Genomic DNA, 17,980 nt, shown 5'->3' on the forward strand with positions numbered 1-17,980 from the left:
TGCCTGAGCGCTGAAAGCATGTGGCGGAGAGGGTGGGATTCGAACCCACGGTGGGCGTGAACCCACGGCGGTTTTCAAGACCGCTGCCTTAAACCACTCGGCCACCTCTCCGCGCGAGCGGTGCGCCCGCTTACCGGTCCTGCGGCCATTTGTGCAAGCCGCGGGAGATTGGGGGTTTCGCGTGCCCCGCCGGCTGTGGCACACAGGCCGCATGTCGGGGGTAAGCGTACGTCTGCGTCACCTGGGTCTCACCATCGCGCTCGCCTGCGCAGCGCTTGCCGGAGGACCGGCCAGCGCGCAGGACGACGCCGGGCTCCAGGCCTTTCTCCAATCGATCCGGTCGAAGGCGATCGCCGAGGGCGTCTCGCCCGCGACCTTCGATTCGGTCGCGCCGACGCTGACCTATAACCCGCGCGTGATCCAGCTCGACCGCGGCCAGCCGGAAGCCGCGCCCAACGCCCCGATCCCGCCCTTCGCACCCTATCGCGCGCAGCACGTCGACGCCGCGCGCATCACCGCCGGCCGCGCCGCCTATCAGCGCTCGCGCGGCCGCCTCGCCCGCATCGAGGCGGAGACCGGCGTCCCCGAGCAGATCATGGTCGCGATCTGGGGGCACGAGACCAATTACGGCCGGGTGATGGGCGGCTTCGACCTGCCGCGCAGCCTGGCGACGCTCGCCTATGAAGGGCGCCGCCGCCAGCTCTTCACCGACGAGTTCATCGCCGCGCTCAAGATGATCGACCGCGGCGTCCCGCGCTCGCGCCTGGTCGGCAGCTGGGCCGGCGCGTTCGGCGGCCCGCAGTTCCTGCCGTCGGTCTATCTCCGCCTCGCCCGCGATGGCGACGGCGACGGACGCGCCGACATCTGGAGCAGCGAGGCGGACACGCTCGCCTCGATCGCCAATTATTTCGTGAATGCCGGCTGGCGTCCCGGCCAGCCCTGGGGCTTCGCGGTGACGGTGCCCGGGAGCCTCAACCGCGCCGCGCTCGGCACCTCGACGGTCAGCCCGCGCTGCCCGCGAGTCCACGAGCGCCACAGCCGCTGGAAGACGATGCGCGAATGGCGCGCGCTCGGCCTGGTGCCGCAGGGGAGGGGATGGCCGGCGGACGATATGCTCGCGACCCTGCTCGAGCCCGACGGGCCGGGCCGCACCGCCTATCTTCTCACCGGCAATTATCGCGTGATCCTCGATTATAATTGCTCGAATTTCTACGCGCTTTCGGTAGGGCTGCTCGCCGATGAGATCGTGCGCTAGCTTTCTGGCCCTGGCAGGGCTTGTCCTCGGGATCGGGGAGGCGGACGCCCAGGCGCAGCCACAGGACGCGGCAGCCTTCCAGGAGCCGCCCGGCGACGGCCCGCGCGGTTCGTCCGAGGCCAAGCCTGGTGAGGTACGCTATGACGAGGTCGGCTATGCCGGTCTCGCAGAGCTCGGCGGCGTCTCGATCGCGAGCTCGACGCTGCCGCCCGGCAGCTATGTCGAGGTGACGGCGCTCGACAGCGGCAAGACCGCCCTCGCGGTGGTGACCGGCAATGGTTCGCCTAACCGCCTCGCGCTGCTGTCGCCGGGCGCGGCATCGGCGCTCGGCATCGCCGCGGATCCGGCGCCGGTGCGCGTGCGCCGCGTGACGCCGCCGCCGCAGGACATTGCGCTGCTGAGTGCTGGCCAAGCCGCGTCGGGCCGCAGCGACGCTCCGAAGGCGCTGCTGCTTCCGCTGCGCAAGCGGCTCGGCCCGCCGCCGGGTGCGACGGCGCCTATCGTCACCGCGTCCGTGCCGCCCGCGGCTTCGCCGAGCCCGCCTCCGGCCCGCACACCACCGCCTAAGCCGGCGTCACCGCCGAAGAAAGCCCCGGCCAAGGCGCCCGCACCCGCGCCGCGCCACATCGCCGGCTATTACGTCCAGGTCGCCGCGCTCTCCAGCCGCGCCCGTGCCGACGCGCTGGCGAGCAGCATCGGCGGCCTCGTCGAGCCCGCGGGCACGCTGTTCCGCGTCCGCCTCGGCCCGTTTCCCGACGCCGAATCCGCCGGCCGCGGCCGCGCCGCCGCGGTGCGGCAGGGCTATCCGGACGCACGCGTCGTCCGCATGAATTGATCCACCCTCCTATGTTAGTGAGTGCCATGACCCGCAACTATCTCGCCGCCGCCGTTGCCCCCGTCCTCGCGGTCGCGATCGCCTATCCGACGGTGGCCGCGGCCCCGCCGTTCCAGACCGCGGCGCCGGTCGCCTATATGATCGACCTCTCGTCGGGCGCCGAGCTCTACTCCAAGGACGCCGACCGCCGGATGCCGCCGGCATCGATGGCGAAGATGATGACCGTGCTGGTCGCCTTCGACCTCATCAAGAAGGGCGATCTGAAGCTCGACCAGATGATGGACGTGCGCCCGGAGACCTGGCAGAAATGGCACGGTCCTGCAGCAGGTTCGACTATGTTCCTCTCATCCGGTGAGAAGGTCAGCGTCGACAATCTGCTGAAGGGTATCGTCACCCTGTCCGGCAACGATGCCTGCGTCGTGCTGGCCGAGGGCATCTCGGGCACCGAGGAAGCCTTCGTCAACCTGATGAACCGGCGCGCGCAGGAGCTGGGTCTCAAGAACAGCCACTTCGGCACCTCCAACGGCTGGCCGGACGGGGGCGTCACCTATGTGACCGCGCGCGACCTCGCCAAGGTCGCCCAGGCGACGATCGAGGAACACCCCGATCTCTACAAGAAATATTATTCGCTGCCGAGCTTCACCTGGGGCAAGACGCTGGGCAGCGGCGCCGACATCACCCAGGCCAACCGCGACCCGCTGCTGGGCCGTGTCCAGGGCGCCGACGGCCTCAAGACCGGTCATACCGAGGAGGCGGGCTACGGCTTCACCGGCTCGGCCGAGCAGGGCGGGCGCCGCCTGATCATGGTCGTCGCCGGGCTCACCAGCTTCAATCAGCGCATCGACGAATCGGTCAAGTTCATGAACTGGGGCTTCCGCGCCTGGAACTCGAAGCCGCTCGTCGCCAAGGGCAAGCAGGTCTCGACCGCCGAGGTCCAGCTCGGCGACGCGGGCGAGGTGGGCCTCGTCGCCCCGCGCAACCTCGCCATCACCGTGCCCGCGGGCACCTCGCCCAACGTCACTGCCAAAGTGGTCTACAACGGCCCGGTCAAGGCGCCGATCAAGGCCGGCCAGCACATCGCCGACCTCGTCGTGCAGACCCCCGACGGCGGCCCGCAGACGCTGCCGCTGGTCGCCGCCAGCGACGTCGGCGAGGCAGGCTTCTTCGGCCGCGTCTGGGCCGGGTTCAAGTCGCTGTTCGGGGCGTGACGGCCGGGCGCTTCATCACCCTCGAGGGAGGGGAGGGCGCCGGCAAGTCGACCCAGGCGGCTCGGCTCGCCGACGAGCTCGGCCGGCGCGGCCTGGAGGTGCTGGTAACGCGTGAGCCCGGCGGCAGCGAGGGTGCGGAGGCGGTGCGCGGCCTGCTGCTCGGCGGCGAGGTCGCGCGGTGGAGCCCGCATAGCGAGACCTTGCTGTTCGCGGCGGCGCGCGCGGATCACGTCGAGAAGAAGATCCGGCCTGCGATCGAGACAGGAATCTGGGTGATATCCGACCGCTTCGTCGATTCGACGCGGGCCTATCAGGGGGCGCAGGGCATCGACGACGCCGCGATCCTGGCACTGCACGGCTTCGGCTCGAAGGGGCTGCTGCCCGACCGCACGCTGGTACTGGAGATCGGCCAGGACGAGGGCGCCTCGCGCGCCGCGACCCGCGATGCCGGCGCGCTCGACCGTTTCCAGTCGCGCGGGCCGGATTTCCATGCCGCCGTCGCCGCCGGCTTCCGCCGCATCGCCGAGCGCGAGCCGGAGCGGGTGCGGCTGGTCGACGCGTCGGGCGATGCGGAGGCAGTGACCGCGCGGCTGCTGGCTGAGCTGGCGGACCTGTTGGTATGAAAGGCGCGACGCACCCAAGCTCCTCCCCGGCACGGGGAGGGGGACCATTCGCGGAGCGAATGGTGGAGGGGGCCCGGCCCCAAGCGATTCGCCGGTGGAGGGCCCCCTCCACCAGCCTGCGGCTGGTCCCCCTCCCCGTGCCGGGGAGGAGCTGGACACACCCATGACCCCCTTCATCGGCAACCGGGCCGCCATCGACGCCTTCCTCGCCTCGCTCGCCAGCGGGCAGCTCCACCACGCCTGGCTGATCGCCGGCCCGGAGGGGGTGGGCAAGGCCCGCTTCGCCCGCACCGCCGCCGCGCGCCTCCTCGCCGAGGCCGCCGCGCCCGGCACGCTTCCGCCCGGCCTCGACGTGCCGGCGGACAATCGCACCGTCACGCTGATCGCCGCGGGCGCGCATCCCGACTATCGCGAGATGACGCGCCTCCCCAAGGACCCCGACAAGCCCGACCAGGACATCGCGCGTTCGATCCCGATCGCGCAGGTCCGCGCGCTCCAGCCGATGCTCGCGACCAAGCCGGCGCTCAGCGACCGCCGCGTGATCCTGATCGACGCGATCGACGACCTCGAGCGTCCCGGCGCCTCCAACGCGCTGCTCAAGAACCTGGAGGAGCCGCCCGCCGGCACCATCTTCCTGCTCGTCAGCCACGCCCCGGGCCGCCTGCTCCCGACGATCCGCTCACGCTGCCGGCTGCTCCGTTTCGATCCCTTGAGCGACGCGGAGGTCGCCGAGGTGCTCCACGCCGAGCTTCCCGATGCGAGCAAGGCCGAGATCACCGCGTTGGTCAGGGCGGGGCAGGGTTCCCCCGGCCGCGCGCTGCACTTTGCCGGCCTCGACCTCGGCGGGCTGGAGAAGGAGCTCGCCGCGATCGCCCGCGACGGCGATCCCTCGAACGCGCATCGCGTCCGCCTCGCCCGCACGCTCGGCCTCAAGTCCGCCCAGCCGCGCTACGAAGCCTTCCTCGAACGCGTCCCCGCCTTCATCGCCGAGCGCGCGCGCGATCTCGCCGGGCCGCAGCTCAAGGACGCCCTCGACGCCTATGACGCCGCGGCGGAGCTCGCCCGCGTCTCGCTCGCCCAGTCGCTCGACGCCTCGACGACGGCGTTCGAGATGGGCGGCCTGGTCGCGAGGCTCGCCCCGCGTTAACTGCCCCGGCCTTGCACCGAGGAAATGGCGACCTCGCCAGCTGCTGCTTCCCCCCGACCGCGTGCTGCACTAGATGGCCGGCATGGCCGAACCCTATTACATCACCACCGCCATCAGCTATCCCAACGGTCGCCCGCACATCGGCCATGCCTATGAGGCGATCGCCGCCGACGCGATCGCCCGCTATCACCGCCAGGCGGGCCGCGACGTGCGCTTCCAGACCGGCACCGACGAACATGGCCTCAAGATGGTCCAGACGGCGCGTGCCCGCGGCATCGAAACGCGCACGCTTGCTGACGAGATGTCAGCTTATTTCAAGGAGATGGATGATCGCCTGAACATCTCCTATGATCGCTTCATCCGCACGGTCGAACCCGATCACCATGCCGCCAGCCAAGCGATCTGGCGCGCGATGGAGGCCGCGGGCGACCTCTATCTCGACCGCTACGAGGGCTGGTATTCGGTCCGTGACGAGGCCTTCTACGATGAAAGCGAACTCGTCGAAGGGGAGGGCGGCCAGAAGCTCTCGCCCCAGGGCACGCCGGTCGAATGGACGGCGGAGGAGACCTGGTTCTTTCGTCTGAGCAAATATCAGGAGCCGCTGCTAAAGCTGTACGAAGAGAACAAGGATTTCATCCAGCCGGAGGCCCGCCGCAACGAGATGATCGCCTTCGTTTCGGGCGGCCTCTCCGACCTGTCGGTCTCGCGCACCAGCTTCGACTGGGGCGTACCGGTGCCCGACAGCCCTGGCCATGTGATGTACGTTTGGGTCGACGCGCTCACCAACTATCTGACGGGCACCGGCTATCCGGACGCGGGCGATCCGTTGGCGAAATACTGGCCGGCGGACTTGCATCTGATTGGCAAGGATATCGTGCGATTCCATACGGTTTACTGGCCGGCCTTTCTGATGTCTGCGAAGCTGCCGCTGCCGCGCCGCGTGTTCGGCCACGGCTTCCTGCTCAACCGCGGCGAGAAGATGTCGAAATCGCTCGGTAACGTCACCGATCCGATGGAACTCGCCGACCGCTTCGGCGTCGACCCCTTGCGCTATTTCCTGCTGCGCGAGGTCAGCTTCGGCCAGGACGGCAGCTATTCGGAGGAGGCGATCGTCACCCGCTGCAATGCCGATCTCGCCAACAATCTGGGCAATCTCGCTCAGCGCTGCCTGTCGATCATCGCCAAGAATTGCGCCGGACAAGTGCCGCAGCCGGGCGAGCCGACCGCCGCCGAGGAGGCGCTGATCGAGAGCGTCGCCGCGGCGGAGCGGGGGATGCATGACGCCATGACCGATCTCGCCATCCACGCCGCGCTCGACGCGATCTGGGCGGCAGCGCGCGACGCCAACCAGTATTTCGCCGACCAGGCACCGTGGAGCGCGCGCAAGACCGACCCGGCGCGAGCCGACGCCATCCTCTACTATGCCGCCGAGGCGATCCGCCGGATCGCGGTCATGACGCGATGGGTTATTCCCGAAAGCGCCGACAAGCTGCTGGATCTGCTGGGGCAGGGGGCGGACGTCCGTGATTTCGCCGCCCTCGCGCGCCCGATCGCGGCCGGAACGGCGCTGCCGCCTCCGAGCGGCGTGTTCCCGCGGCTCGAGCTGAGCGAAGCGGCATGAGGCTCGCCGACAGCCATTGCCACCTCAACTACAAAGGGCTGGCCGAGCAGCAGCCCGAGGTGCTGGCGCGCGCCCGCGATGCCGGCGTGGTCGCGATGCTCAACATCGCCACGCGCGAGAGCGAGTGGGACGCGGTCCTCGCCACCGCCGAACGCGAGCCGGACGTGTGGGCAACCGTCGGCATCCATCCGCACGAAGCCGACCAGCATCCCCATGTCGACACCGCCAAGCTGGTCGAGCGTGCCCGCCATCCGCGCGTGGTCGGCATCGGCGAGAGCGGGCTCGATTATTACTACGACCACAGCGATCGCGAACGACAGCAGGCCAGCTTCCGCGCGCATCTCGCCGCCTGCCGCGAGACGCAGCTGCCGATCGTCGTCCACACCCGCGACGCCGAGGAGGACACCGTTGCGATCCTGGCCGACGAGCTGGGGAAGGGGGCCTTCCCCGGCGTGATCCACTGCTTCACCGCCAGCGGCGACTTCGCCCGCAAGGCGCTTGATCTTGGTTTCTATATCTCGATCTCGGGCATCGTGACCTTCAAGAACGCTCGTGATCTCCAGGAAACTGCCGCCTGGCTGCCGCGCGAGCGACTGCTGATCGAGACAGATGCGCCGTTCCTCGCCCCGGTCCCACATCGTGGCAAGACCGGCGAGCCGGCATTTGTTGCTGACACTTGCCGCTTCCTCGCCGATCTCCGCGGCGAAGATGCTGAGGAATTGTCGGAAGTTACGCGCATCAACTTCCACAAGCTATTCGCAAAGACGGCGGCGTGAAGATCCGCATCCTCGGCTGCGGCACCTCGTCCGGCGTGCCGAGGATCGGCAACGATTGGGGTGCCTGCGATCCTGCCGAGACCAGGAACCGCCGCACCCGCGTTTCAATCCTGGTCGAGACCGAAACCACGCGCATCCTCGTCGATACGGGCCCGGATCTGCGCGAGCAACTGTTGGCCGCGCAAGTGAGTACCGTCGATGCGATCATCTGGACGCACGACCACGCGGATCACACCCACGGTATCGACGACGTCCGCCAGATCTTCCACCTGCGTGGCAACCCGGTGCCTGGCTATGCGCGCCCGGCGACAGCGGAGGTGCTGCGGGAACGCTTTGCCTATGTCGTCGCCGGACGGAAAGGCTATCCGGCGACGGTCGATCTCCAATTGTTGCCGGACAATCTTCGGATCGGCGATGTCGAGGTCACGGTCGTCGATCAGCCGCACGGCGATATCGTCTCGGCTGGATTGCGATTCACCGACGGCCGGTCGACGACAGGTTATGCAACTGATTTCAATATCTTAACCGACGATATGCGAAGTCATTATAAGGATATCGACCTCTGGATCGTCGACGCGCTGCGCCGTGCGCCGCATCCGACGCATCCGACGCTGGATCAGGCGGTCGGCTGGGCGGCCGAGCTCGGTGTCGGGCGGGCGGTACTGACGCATATGGACCATTCGATGGATTATGCGACACTCGTCGCCGAGCTGCCGTCCGGCGTCGAGCCCGGCTATGACGGCCTGGAGATCGTGTTGTGAGCCTCGATTCGGCCAATTACATCTGGGCGTTGGGCGCGCTGGTGCTGGCGGTGAGCGCGCTGATGGCGCAGCGTGCCTCGTTGGGCACGATCATCCGATCGCTGATCGCCTGGGGCGCAATCATCGGCCTCATCGCGATCGCACTGCTGTATCGCCAGCAGATCGAGACGGTGGTGACCGCCGCTGCCGAACGGCTCGGTTTGGGTGATCAGGAGGTGGTCGGCGACACGGTGCGCATCACCATGAGCGAGGACGGCCATTTCTGGGCACGGGTGAAGCTCAATGATTATACGAAGCGCATGTTGGTCGACAGCGGCGCAACGATAACCGCCTTGTCGCCGGAAACCGCGCGCAATGCCGGGATCGAAGTTGGAGGCGGCGGCTTTCCAGTGGTGATCAATACCGCCAACGGCAGCGTCACCGCTGACCGCGGCCGCGCCGAACGCGTTAGCATAGGCGACCTCGAAACCCGCGATCTCGGCGTCGTGGTGTCGTCGGCATTCGGCAGCACCGATGTGCTCGGCATGAACTTCCTGTCGCGGCTCGGCTCGTGGCGGGTCGAGGGACGGACGCTGGTGCTCGAACCGAAACGAGGTGAGACACGAAACTAGAAGAGCCCCTCACAAAAACATCTTTACTTTACATAATGTATATTATCGAACTTGATTCGAGGTGCCTGCGAGGCGGAACACGGGATCGCGGATAACAGATATCGGGAGCCCTTCGCATTCGAGTTCCATCACCGACATTGCGGCCATGGCGAAGCGCTTCTTGGCCATTTCAGCTCATACGTGACCAGGAACCCGTCGTGGTCCGAAAGCTCCGGGCCCGTCGGTCCACCGTCGAACACCGCCTCGACGCGGATCGGGCGGATTGCCACTTGGTCGCCGCTCCAGAAGAATTGGAGATCCTGGGTGTCCATCCAGGGCTCATCATCGTCCCACGACATGCGGACCTCGCATCCCGAGGCAGGATCGGCGCACACGCGGTGGACCAGCTTGAGCGATTGATAGCGGGTGAAATTCTCCCACCGCTCCTCCGAATGCCGCATGTTGAAGTCGCCGCCGAAGACGATCGGAAAGGCATCATCGTGTGTCCGATCGATGAATTCTGATGCCTCCAGCGCCTGCCGCTCATGCGCTTCGAGGTTGCGGTTGGCCGGCGCACGCGAGGCATTCCGCGAGTTCATGTGCGTGTCGTAGAGGTCGACCGGCGTCGGCACGCCCGGAATGGCGATGCGGGCCAGCACGATGCCCTTGTTGGCGAGGCAGTCGAACCCGGCGCAGGATCGTCGCCCGTAGGCCCGTCTGTCGACATGCACGATCGCATAGCGGGAAGCGACGGCAAGTCCGCTGCCGTTGAAGTGGATGCCCAACTCGCCCCGCTTGATCTTCGCCTTGCCCGGCAGCGGATCTCGGGTCGATTCGTGAGGCCGCGTGGTTCTGCGTGGGCCTGTAATGATCGCGGGATAACCGGTCGATGCTACAGCCTTTTTAGCAGCACCGCTGAACATCTCCTGGAACATCACCACGTCCGGCCCCTTGCCGGACGCCCGCATCGCCGCCAGTCGCTCGCCGATCTCGCGCAGCTGCGTCGCTCGGCCGCTGCGTGCCGGCCAGCCCAGCCCTTCGATATTGTAGGTGAGCACCGACAAGGTCGTGCTCGCCGTCCGGCCGTCCTTCGATATGGCGATGTCGGGCGGCATTGCGGACTGACAGGCGATCGCCCGGAGCGGCGGCGGTGTCCCGCATGACGAGAGCAGCAGGGCGCATCCGGCGAACCCTCCCCATCGCCTCACCAGCCGACCGATCGAGCTTCGAACTTTCATCAAGCCATGCCTGCTTATCGACTAGACGCCATTCACTGGCGGATTAAAGCCTTCCGCCAAGAGCAATCAATCATAGACGAATCCGAGGAAAGAGGCATGATCGAACGGCTGGTGGCGATCATGGCGCGGTTGCGCGACCCGGAGCATGGCTGCGAATGGGACGTGGCGCAGAGCTTCGCGACGATTGCGCCCTACACGATCGAGGAAGCCTATGAGGTCGCCGACGCCATCGAGCGTGGCGACATGGCCGACCTCAAGGACGAGCTCGGCGACCTCCTGCTCCAGGTCGTTTTCCATAGCCGCATCGCCGAAGAAGCGGGTCTGTTCGACTTGAATGACGTCGTGACGGCGATCAGCGACAAGATGGAGCGCCGCCATCCCCACATCTTCGGCGACTTGGCCGAGGGCGGCCATCACCTCTGGGAGGCGATCAAGGCCGAGGAACGTGCCGCCAAACCCGATGCGAGCGCCCTGGCCGGCGTCGCGATCGGCCTCCCCGCCCTCGCGCGCGCCGAAAAGCTCCAGAAGCGCGCCGCCCGCACCGGCTTCGACTGGCCCGACCCGGCCGGAGCCCGCGCCAAGATCGACGAGGAGCTCGCCGAGGTCGAAGCCGCCGCGCCCGAGGATCGGGCGGAGGAGATCGGCGATCTCCTGTTCGCCGCAGTCAACTGGGCGCGCAAGCTCGGCGTCGATCCCGAGGCCGCGCTCCGCCGTGCCAATGCGAAATTCGAGCACCGCTTCCGCGCAATGGAGGCGGAGGCCGGCGCGGCCTTCCCGACCCTCGGCCTCGATCGTCAGGAAGCGCTGTGGCAGAAGGCGAAACAGGCCGGCTGAGCGGGCGCGGCAGCATCAAGAGGGGGTTTGAATGACGGATTTCAGCATGTCGCGCCGTGCGGCGCTGCTTGCTCCTGCGGGGCTTGCCCTGGCGACCGCCGGCGCTGGATCGGAGGCGAGATCGCCGAAAGCAATATTGGCGCCAACGCCGCCGATGGGCTGGAACAGCTGGAACAGCTTCGCCACCACCATCACCGAGGCGCAGGCGCTGGAGAACGCTGCGATTATGGCGACGAAGCTCAAGCCGCATGGCTATGATGTCTTCACCGTCGACATCCAGTGGTACGAACCCGACGCCAAGGGCTATCGCTACAACGACAATCCGGTGCCAGCGCTCGACGCCCACGGACGGCTGGTCCCGGCGCCGAACCGCTTCCCTTCCGCCGCGAACGGTGCCGGCTTCGCCCCCCTCGCGGCGAAGATCCATGCGATGGGCCTCAAGTTCGGCGTCCACCTGATGCGCGGCATCCCGCGGCTCGCGGTCGAACGCAACCTGCCGGTGCTGGGCGGCGGAGGCGTCCGCGCCGGCGACATCGCCGACCGCTCCAGCATCTGTCCGTGGAATCCCGACATGTTCGGCGTCGACATGACCAAGCCGGGCGCGCAGGCCTATTACGACAGCGTCTTCGCGCTGTTCGCGAGCTGGGGCGTGGATTTCGTCAAGATGGACGACATGAGCCGCCCCTATGACGCGCACGCGCCGGAGATCGAGGCGGCGCACAAGGCGATCCTCGCCAGCGGCCGGCCGATCATCCTCAGCCTCTCGCCCGGCGAGACGCCCGTGGTGCGCGGCCCGCATGTCCGCCGTCATGCCCAGATGTGGCGGATCAGCGACGATTTCTGGGACGAATGGCCGATGCTGAAGGCCCAGTTCACCCGGCTCGAGAACTGGACCCCTTATTGCGGCCCCGGCTCCTGGCCCGACGCCGACATGCTGCCGCTCGGCCGCCTTTCGATGGGCGAGCGCGACACGAAATTCACGCGCGACGAGCAGCGGACGCTGATGACTTTGTGGTCGATCGCCCGCTCGCCGCTCATCATGGGTGGTGATCTGCGCCATCTCGACGACTGGACCCTGAGCCTGCTGACCAACGACGACGTGGTCGCGGTCAACCAGCACAGCATCGAAAATCGGCCCTGGTATCTTGCCGACAACCAATGCGTGTGGACCGCGCGCTCGCCCGATCGGCGGACGGCCTATGTCGCGATGTTCAACCTGTCGGATCGGCCGGATGCGGCACGGATGAGCGTTCCATTGCGGCGGATCGGCCTTGCTGGAGGGCGGCTGCGCGATCTGTGGGCAGCGAAGGAGTTGGAGCCGGTTACCGATCGCATCGATGCGACGGTGCCGCCGCACGGCGCTGTCCTATTCGGAGTACGCTAGCGATTGGGATCGGCCGGACATACGTCATCCCGGCGAAAGCCGGGATCTCAAGCGAAGGCGCGATGCGGCACGGCTTTCGCCGGGATGACGCTATGGTCGCTGGCCGCGGCCCCTACTCCCGCCGCAGCGAGAACCGCTCGTAATCCCGCGGCGCCATCCGTACCTCATACACCGCGCGCTCGCCTTCAACGTCATGCGTCAGCACGTCGCCATGCTGGTGGAGCCACGCCGCCCCTGCGCCGTCGCTCGCGTCGAGCGTGATCGTGTAGCGTCGGTGCCCGCGCGTCAGATGCTCCGCGACGGTGGCAAGCAGTGTGTCGACGCCTTCCCCGCTCAACGCCGATACCGCCACCACCTCCTCGCGCCGTGCCGCCTCGGCCGCGATCTCCGCCCGGCGCTCGGGTGACAGCAGGTCGAGCTTGTTCCACGCCTCGATCCTGGGCGCCGTCTCGGCGACGCCGATCTCGCCCAGTACCTTCTCGACGTCGGCGCGCTGCGCCTCGCTGTCGGGATGCGCGATGTCGCGGACGTGGATCAGGAGGTCGGCCGAGACCACTTCCTCCAGCGTCGCCTTGAACGCCGCGACGAGCTGGGTCGGCAGCTCGGAGACGAACCCCACCGTGTCGGACAGGATCGCCTTGTCGATCCCCGGCAGACTGATCTGCCGCAGCGTCGGGTCCAGCGTCGCGAACAGCAGGTTCTCTGCCATGACGTCAGCGCCGGTCAGGCGATTGAAAAGCGTGGATTTCCCTGCGTTGGTATAGCCGACCAGCGCGATCACCGGCCACGGCGCGCGCTGGCGCCGCTCGCGGTGCAGGCCGCGCGTGCGGCTGACCTGGTCGAGCTCGCGCCTGAGCCGCGCCATACGGTCGCGGATCAAGCGCCGGTCGGCCTCGATCTGCGTCTCGCCCGGGCCGCCGAGGAAGCCGAAGCCGCCGCGCTGACGTTCGAGGTGGGTCCAGCTCCGCACCAGCCGGCCCGCCTGATAATCGAGATGCGCCAGCTCGACCTGGAGCCGGCCCTCCGCCGTCCGCGCCCGCTCCCCGAAAATCTCGAGGATCAGACCGGTCCGGTCGATCACCTTGCAGCCGAGTGCGGTCTCGAGGTTGCGCTGCTGCACCGGCGTCAGCGCGGCGTCGAACACGGCGAGACCGAGTTCCTCGGCCTTCACCATCTCGGCGAGCTGGTCGACCTGCCCGCTGCCGATCAGCGTCGCTGGCTTGGGCGCGCGCACGCGGAAGGCGATCTTCGCGCGCACTTCAATTCCGATCGCAAGCGCAAGGCCCGCGGTTTCCTCCAAACGCGCGTCGGCGTCGCGGCTCGCACTGCCCTGGTCGGGCAGCACGACCACGGCCCGCGCGCCGCGCGCGAAATCCTGCGCGTCGCGATCGAAACCGGTCGACACGCCGCTATTCGGCGTCGCTCGCCTGTTCGTCGGCGAGATTGAGCGGATTGGCGGGCTGGATGGTCGACACTGCGTGCTTATAGACGAGCTGCGACAAGCCCTCGCGCTGGAGCAGCATGCAGAACAGGTCGAACGCCGCGATCGAGCCCTGCAGCATCACGCCGTTGACCAGGAACATGGTGACGCTTTCCTGCTGGCGGCGCACCGCATTCAGGAAAATTTCCTGCAAAAGCGGCTGTTTGTGCTGGTTCTCTCCCACCGCTTCGACGATGCTGGCGACGTCCAGCGGCCCCGACGGCATGATCGTCGAGATCGCATGCTTGTAGATCAGCTGCGACTGACCGTCCCGGCGCAGCAGCACCGAGAAATTGTCGAACCAGGTAACGATACCCTGGAGCTTGACGCCCTTGACGAGGAACATCGTCACCGGGGTCTTGGATTTGCGAAGCGCGTTGAGGAACAGGTCCTGGAGGGAGGTCTGCTTGTCGGCCATGATTGGCTCCTTGGTCTTGGCGGCTTTTCCGCGATTGTTGTTGGGACGCAATCTAAGGTGCGCGAGCCGATACGTCCACCTTTACCCGTCATCCCGGCGAAAGCCGGGATGACGGGATTAGAGGCTACTCCTCGCGCGTCTCGGTGATTCCAAGCAGCTTGAGCTTGCGATGCAACGCCGACCGCTCCATCCCGATGAAGCTCGCCGTCCGCGAGATATTGCCCGAGAAGCGCCGGATCTGGACGCGCAGATATTCGCGTTCGAAGCTTTCACGCGCCTCGCGCAGGGGCGCCCCCATGATCGCGGTGGCGGTCACGCCCCCATCCCCGCCGGGCGTATTGCCCAGCACCTCGGGCGGCAGCAGGTCCAAGTCGATGCGGCCGATGCGGTTGCCCGGCGCCAGGATCACCGTCCGCTCGACGACGTTGCGGAGCTGGCGGACGTTGCCCGGCCATTCGTAGCTCTGCAGCGCCACCATCGCGTCGGCCGCGATCTCGGGCGTCGGCACGCGGCGCTCGGCGGCGTAATGGGCGACGAAATGCTCGACCAGCGCCGGAATGTCCTCGCGCCGCTCGGCGAGCGTCGGGATCGTCACCGGCACCACGTTGAGGCGATAGTAGAGATCCTCGCGGAACCGCCCCTCGGCAATCTCGGCAGTCAGGTCGCGCGAGGTGGCGGAGACCACGCGCACGTCGACCTTGACGATGCGGGTGCCGCTGACGCGGGTGAAGCTCTGGTCGGTCAGCACGCGCAGGATCCGCGCCTGGGTCGCGACCGGCATGTCGGCGATCTCGTCGAGGAACAGCGTGCCGCCATGCGCCTGCTCGAGCAGGCCGGGCCGCACGAGATCGCCGCCCTCCTCGACGCCGAACAGCTCCTCCTCGACACGCTCGGGCGTCATCCGCGCCGCGCTCACCACCACGAAGGGGCCGTTGGCACGCGTGCTCCAGCCGTGGAGCAGCCGTGCCGCCACCTCCTTGCCGACGCCGGCGCCGCCCATGATCAGCACACGGCTGCCGGTCGAGGCGACACGCTTCAGCGTCGCGCGGACCGAGTTGATCGCGGTCGAGCTGCCGGTAAGGTCGGTCTCACGGCCCACCGTCGCGCGCAGGCTCGCCACCTCGCGCTTCAGCCGCTCGGTCTCGGTCGCGCGCTCGACGAGCAGCAGCAGCCGCTCCGCTTCGAACGGCTTCTCGATGAAGTCGCTGGCGCCGCGCCGGATCGCCGCCACGGCGGTGTCGAGGTTGCCGTGGCCGGAGATCACCAGCACCGGGATCGACGGGTCGCGCCGCTTGATCTCGTCGAGCAGCTCGAGCCCGTCGAGCCGCGAGCCCTGCAGCCAGACGTCGAGCAGCACCAGGCTCGGCCGCCGCGCAGCGATGGCCTCAAGTGCGGCATCGCTGTCGGCGGCCGTCCGTGTTTCGTAACCTTCGTCCTCGAGGACGCCCGAAACGAGTTCGCGGATGTCGAGTTCGTCGTCGACGACGAGAATGTCGAGGGTCATGCGTTGGTCCGATGGCGTGTCAGGGTTGTTGGGCTGGGATCGGAGGTGCCGGCATCCTCAGCCTGCGCATCGGCGAGGCTGGAGAGCATCACCGCGTCGAAGGTGAGCGTGACCACGGTGCCGCTACCTTCCGCCCGGTCGGCGAAGGTCATGGTACCGAAATGCTCCTCGACGATCTTCTTGACGATGGCGAGGCCGAGGCCGGTGCCGCGGCTGCGCGTGGTCATATAGGGTTCGACGATACGGTCGCGCTCGGCGGGCAGGCCGACGCCGTTGTCGGTGACGCGGATGGTGACGCAGCGCTCGCCCTCATTCGCGATCTTGAGCGACACTTCGCCTTGCGGCAGGTCCTCGCCCTCGCGCGCCTCGACCGCCTCGACCGCGTTCTTGACGATGTTGGTGAGCGCCTGCCCGATCTGGCGGCGATCGCACACCAGACTCGGCGGCGGATCGTCATAGGTGAGGCCGAAGCGGATCGCCGGATGCGCCACCTCATGCAGGAACACCGCCTGCCGCGCGAGGTCGAGCACCGCTTCGCGCCGGAACACCGGCTTCGGCATCCGCGCGAAGGACGAGAATTCGTCGACCATGCGCCTCAAGTCGCTCACCTGCCGCACGATGGTGTCGGTCAGGCGCGCGAAGGTCGAATCGCCCTCCTCCGCCATCTTGCCGTAGCGCCGCTGCAGCCGCTCCGCAGCGAGCTGGATCGGGGTCAGCGGATTCTTGATCTCGTGCGCGATGCGGCGCGCGACGTCGGACCAGGCGGCGCGGCGCTGGTCGATGAGCTGCTGGGTGATGTCGTCGAAGGTGAGAACATGGCCGTCCTCATCCCGGGTGATCTTGACCGCAAGAGTGCGCGCCTCGCCGGCGGCGGTGAGCTGGACGATTCCCTCGCGCGCCTCGCCGTCGAGCAGGGCATCGAGCTCGGGGGCGACCTCGGCCAGCGGCCGGCCGAGCGGGATCGCACCGGGCCGGAGCAGCTCCAGCGCCGAGCTGTTGAACAGGCGGATCGAGCGATCCTCGCCGATCGCGATCACCCCGGCGGTGACGCCGGCCAGCACCGCCTCGATCAGCGCGCGGCGGCTCTCCGCCTCGGCATTGGCCTCGACCAGCGCACCGGTCTGCTCCTGGAGTCGGCCTGTCATACGGTTGAAGGCGTTGGCGAGCACGCCGATCTCGTCGCGAGACTTGGGTTCGGGCACGCGCGCGGCAAGATCACCCCCCGCCACCCGCTGCGCCGCATCGACCAGCTCGCCGACCGGCCGTACGAGGCGGTCCGCGACCGCCAGCGCCACGAACACGGCGATGCCGACGATCAGCAGGGAGATGGCCAGCAAGGCGGCATTGAATAGAAGCTGAAGACTTCGTGATCGCGCGAGCAGTGCCTGATAATCGCCAAGCACCGCCTTGGCGCGGTTCATGCGGGCCGCCATCTCCTGCGCGCCCGAGACGCGCGCGGCGTAGACGTAGAGGTCGGTCCCCGGAATCTGCGTGACCGACTGGGTCCGTTCGCTGCTCGTCCCGACGACGCTCGGCTTCCCGGCCTTGAGCTGGGCGATGACCGAGGCGTCGATGTCCTTCTCGAGCGGCCGGTCATAGGGGTTGACCAGCGCCAGCGCGTCGAGCTGTCCATTGGGCGTGATCGAGAAGATGACCGCCTCGGACAGGTTGCGATAGAGCACCTGGGTGGCGAAATTGCCCTGGAATTCCCGGCTGTCGATCGGCAGCTTGTCGACGAGCAGGAAGGACGAGAGGTCCTTCGCCATCGCCAGATTCTCGTTGTCCACGTACCGCAGCATCTCCTGATAGGATTGCTGGGCCAGGCTCTGGACGTTCTCGAGCATTCCGCGCGCGCGGTCGGAGAACCAGAATTCGACGCCGAACTGGAACAGGAACGAGGCGAAGATCGTCACCAGGATCATCGGCACGCTGGCGAGCACCGAGAACAGCGCCACCAGCCGCACATGCAGCCGCCCCTCCCCCGCCAGCGGCAGGCGCGCCGCGCGGCTGCGGGCAATCCGTCGGCCGATCAGCACCAGCAGCGCGACTCCGGGGAGGAGATTGGCGACGAGCAGCAGCGCCACCAAGGGCGGGCTGAGCAGCCGCGGCGTATCGCTGTCGCCGCTGATCACCAGCCAGCTCACGATCGCCACCGCCACCGCGGCGCCGAACACCATGAGCTCGATCGCCGGCGTGATCGTGAAGCGCCGCGGGGCAGCGGTCGCTTCGGCAATCGGCTCGGCGGCAACGGTCATCGTTGCATGCCTACACCATCACTGTTGCCTGCAAAACACAGAATCGTGACA

16 protein-coding genes and 1 tRNA gene are annotated in these 17,980 nt (G+C 67.8%); 11 read left to right on the forward strand and 6 right to left on the reverse strand.

The features are described 5' to 3' along the window. Positions 1 to 21: 21 nt before the first annotated feature. Positions 22 to 111: transfer RNA gene (locus AC2YHA_RS04495), tRNA-Ser, on the reverse strand. Between the two features lie 100 nt (positions 112 to 211). Here AC2YHA_RS04495 and AC2YHA_RS04500 point away from each other — a divergent pair. The 9 genes from AC2YHA_RS04500 to AC2YHA_RS04540 all read left to right on the forward strand — a co-directional run bounded on the left by AC2YHA_RS04500 (position 212) and on the right by AC2YHA_RS04540 (position 8,837). Further along, a complete protein-coding gene (locus tag AC2YHA_RS04500) occupies positions 212 to 1,255 on the forward strand; it encodes a lytic murein transglycosylase (RefSeq protein WP_487400530.1) in 1,044 nt (347 codons plus the stop codon). Next, positions 1,239 to 2,090, forward strand: coding sequence for an SPOR domain-containing protein (locus tag AC2YHA_RS04505; RefSeq protein WP_487400531.1), 852 nt, complete (start codon positions 1,239 to 1,241; stop codon positions 2,088 to 2,090). The genes AC2YHA_RS04500 and AC2YHA_RS04505 overlap by 17 nt, the downstream gene beginning before the upstream one ends. A 26-nt stretch (positions 2,091 to 2,116) precedes the next feature. Continuing rightward, on the forward strand, positions 2,117 to 3,298 hold the full coding sequence (locus AC2YHA_RS04510; RefSeq protein ID WP_487400532.1) for a D-alanyl-D-alanine carboxypeptidase family protein: 1,182 nt from the start codon (positions 2,117 to 2,119) through the stop codon (positions 3,296 to 3,298). After that, a complete protein-coding gene (gene tmk / locus AC2YHA_RS04515) occupies positions 3,295 to 3,921 on the forward strand; it encodes a dTMP kinase (protein ID WP_487400533.1) in 627 nt (208 codons plus the stop codon). The genes AC2YHA_RS04510 and tmk overlap by 4 nt, the downstream gene beginning before the upstream one ends. A 163-nt stretch (positions 3,922 to 4,084) precedes the next feature. Then, on the forward strand, positions 4,085 to 5,068 hold the full coding sequence (locus tag AC2YHA_RS04520; protein WP_487400534.1) for a DNA polymerase III subunit delta': 984 nt from the start codon (positions 4,085 to 4,087) through the stop codon (positions 5,066 to 5,068). A gap of 82 nt (positions 5,069 to 5,150) precedes the next feature. Continuing rightward, the gene (gene metG / locus AC2YHA_RS04525) at positions 5,151 to 6,689 is read left to right on the forward strand and encodes a methionine--tRNA ligase (protein WP_487400535.1); all 1,539 of its coding nucleotides are present in this window, start codon (positions 5,151 to 5,153) and stop codon (positions 6,687 to 6,689) included. Beyond that, positions 6,686 to 7,465 carry a TatD family hydrolase gene (locus tag AC2YHA_RS04530; RefSeq protein ID WP_487400536.1) on the forward strand — a complete coding sequence of 260 codons (780 nt, stop codon included), beginning with the start codon at positions 6,686 to 6,688 and terminating at the stop codon, positions 7,463 to 7,465. The genes metG and AC2YHA_RS04530 overlap by 4 nt, the downstream gene beginning before the upstream one ends. Beyond that, the gene (locus AC2YHA_RS04535; protein ID WP_487400537.1) at positions 7,462 to 8,226 is read left to right on the forward strand and encodes an MBL fold metallo-hydrolase; all 765 of its coding nucleotides are present in this window, start codon (positions 7,462 to 7,464) and stop codon (positions 8,224 to 8,226) included. Before AC2YHA_RS04530 ends, AC2YHA_RS04535 begins: the two co-directional genes overlap by 4 nt. Then, positions 8,223 to 8,837, forward strand: a complete 615-nt coding sequence (locus AC2YHA_RS04540) for a retropepsin-like aspartic protease family protein (RefSeq protein WP_487400538.1) — start codon at positions 8,223 to 8,225, stop codon at positions 8,835 to 8,837. The genes AC2YHA_RS04535 and AC2YHA_RS04540 overlap by 4 nt, the downstream gene beginning before the upstream one ends. Positions 8,838 to 8,965: 128 nt before the next feature. Here AC2YHA_RS04540 and AC2YHA_RS04545 read toward each other — a convergent pair whose 3' ends face one another. Then, complete coding sequence (locus AC2YHA_RS04545; protein WP_487400539.1) at positions 8,966 to 9,931, reverse strand: endonuclease/exonuclease/phosphatase family protein; 966 nt, start codon at positions 9,929 to 9,931, stop codon at positions 8,966 to 8,968. 219 nt (positions 9,932 to 10,150) lie between these two features. Here AC2YHA_RS04545 and mazG point away from each other — a divergent pair, with 219 nt between their 5' ends. Together mazG and AC2YHA_RS04555 are read left to right on the forward strand one after the other, a co-directional pair. Then, positions 10,151 to 10,888, forward strand: a complete 738-nt coding sequence (gene mazG / locus AC2YHA_RS04550; RefSeq protein ID WP_233782662.1) for a nucleoside triphosphate pyrophosphohydrolase — start codon at positions 10,151 to 10,153, stop codon at positions 10,886 to 10,888. 31 nt (positions 10,889 to 10,919) lie between these two features. Next, a complete protein-coding gene (locus AC2YHA_RS04555) occupies positions 10,920 to 12,272 on the forward strand; it encodes a glycoside hydrolase family 27 protein (protein WP_487400540.1) in 1,353 nt (450 codons plus the stop codon). Positions 12,273 to 12,384: 112 nt separating this feature from the next. Here the strand turns inward: AC2YHA_RS04555 and hflX are convergent, their stop codons facing one another. From hflX to AC2YHA_RS04575, 4 genes are all read right to left on the reverse strand, one after another. Next, positions 12,385 to 13,677 (reverse strand): GTPase HflX, encoded by a 1,293-nt coding sequence (hflX, locus tag AC2YHA_RS04560; protein ID WP_487400541.1) that lies wholly within the window; start codon positions 13,675 to 13,677, stop codon positions 12,385 to 12,387. 4 nt (positions 13,678 to 13,681) lie between these two features. After that, on the reverse strand, positions 13,682 to 14,221 hold the full coding sequence (gene hfq, locus AC2YHA_RS04565; protein ID WP_487400542.1) for an RNA chaperone Hfq: 540 nt from the start codon (positions 14,219 to 14,221) through the stop codon (positions 13,682 to 13,684). 73 nt (positions 14,222 to 14,294) lie between these two features. Continuing rightward, positions 14,295 to 15,674: a nitrogen assimilation response regulator NtrX gene (gene ntrX, locus AC2YHA_RS04570; protein WP_487400543.1), complete on the reverse strand. Its 1,380-nt coding sequence runs from the start codon at positions 15,672 to 15,674 to the stop codon at positions 14,295 to 14,297. After that, positions 15,671 to 17,929 (reverse strand): sensor histidine kinase, encoded by a 2,259-nt coding sequence (locus AC2YHA_RS04575; protein WP_487400544.1) that lies wholly within the window; start codon positions 17,927 to 17,929, stop codon positions 15,671 to 15,673. The genes ntrX and AC2YHA_RS04575 overlap by 4 nt, the downstream gene beginning before the upstream one ends. Between the last annotated feature and the right edge of the window lie 51 nt (positions 17,930 to 17,980).

The organism is Sphingomonas sp. SRI_018 (assembly GCF_057586275.1).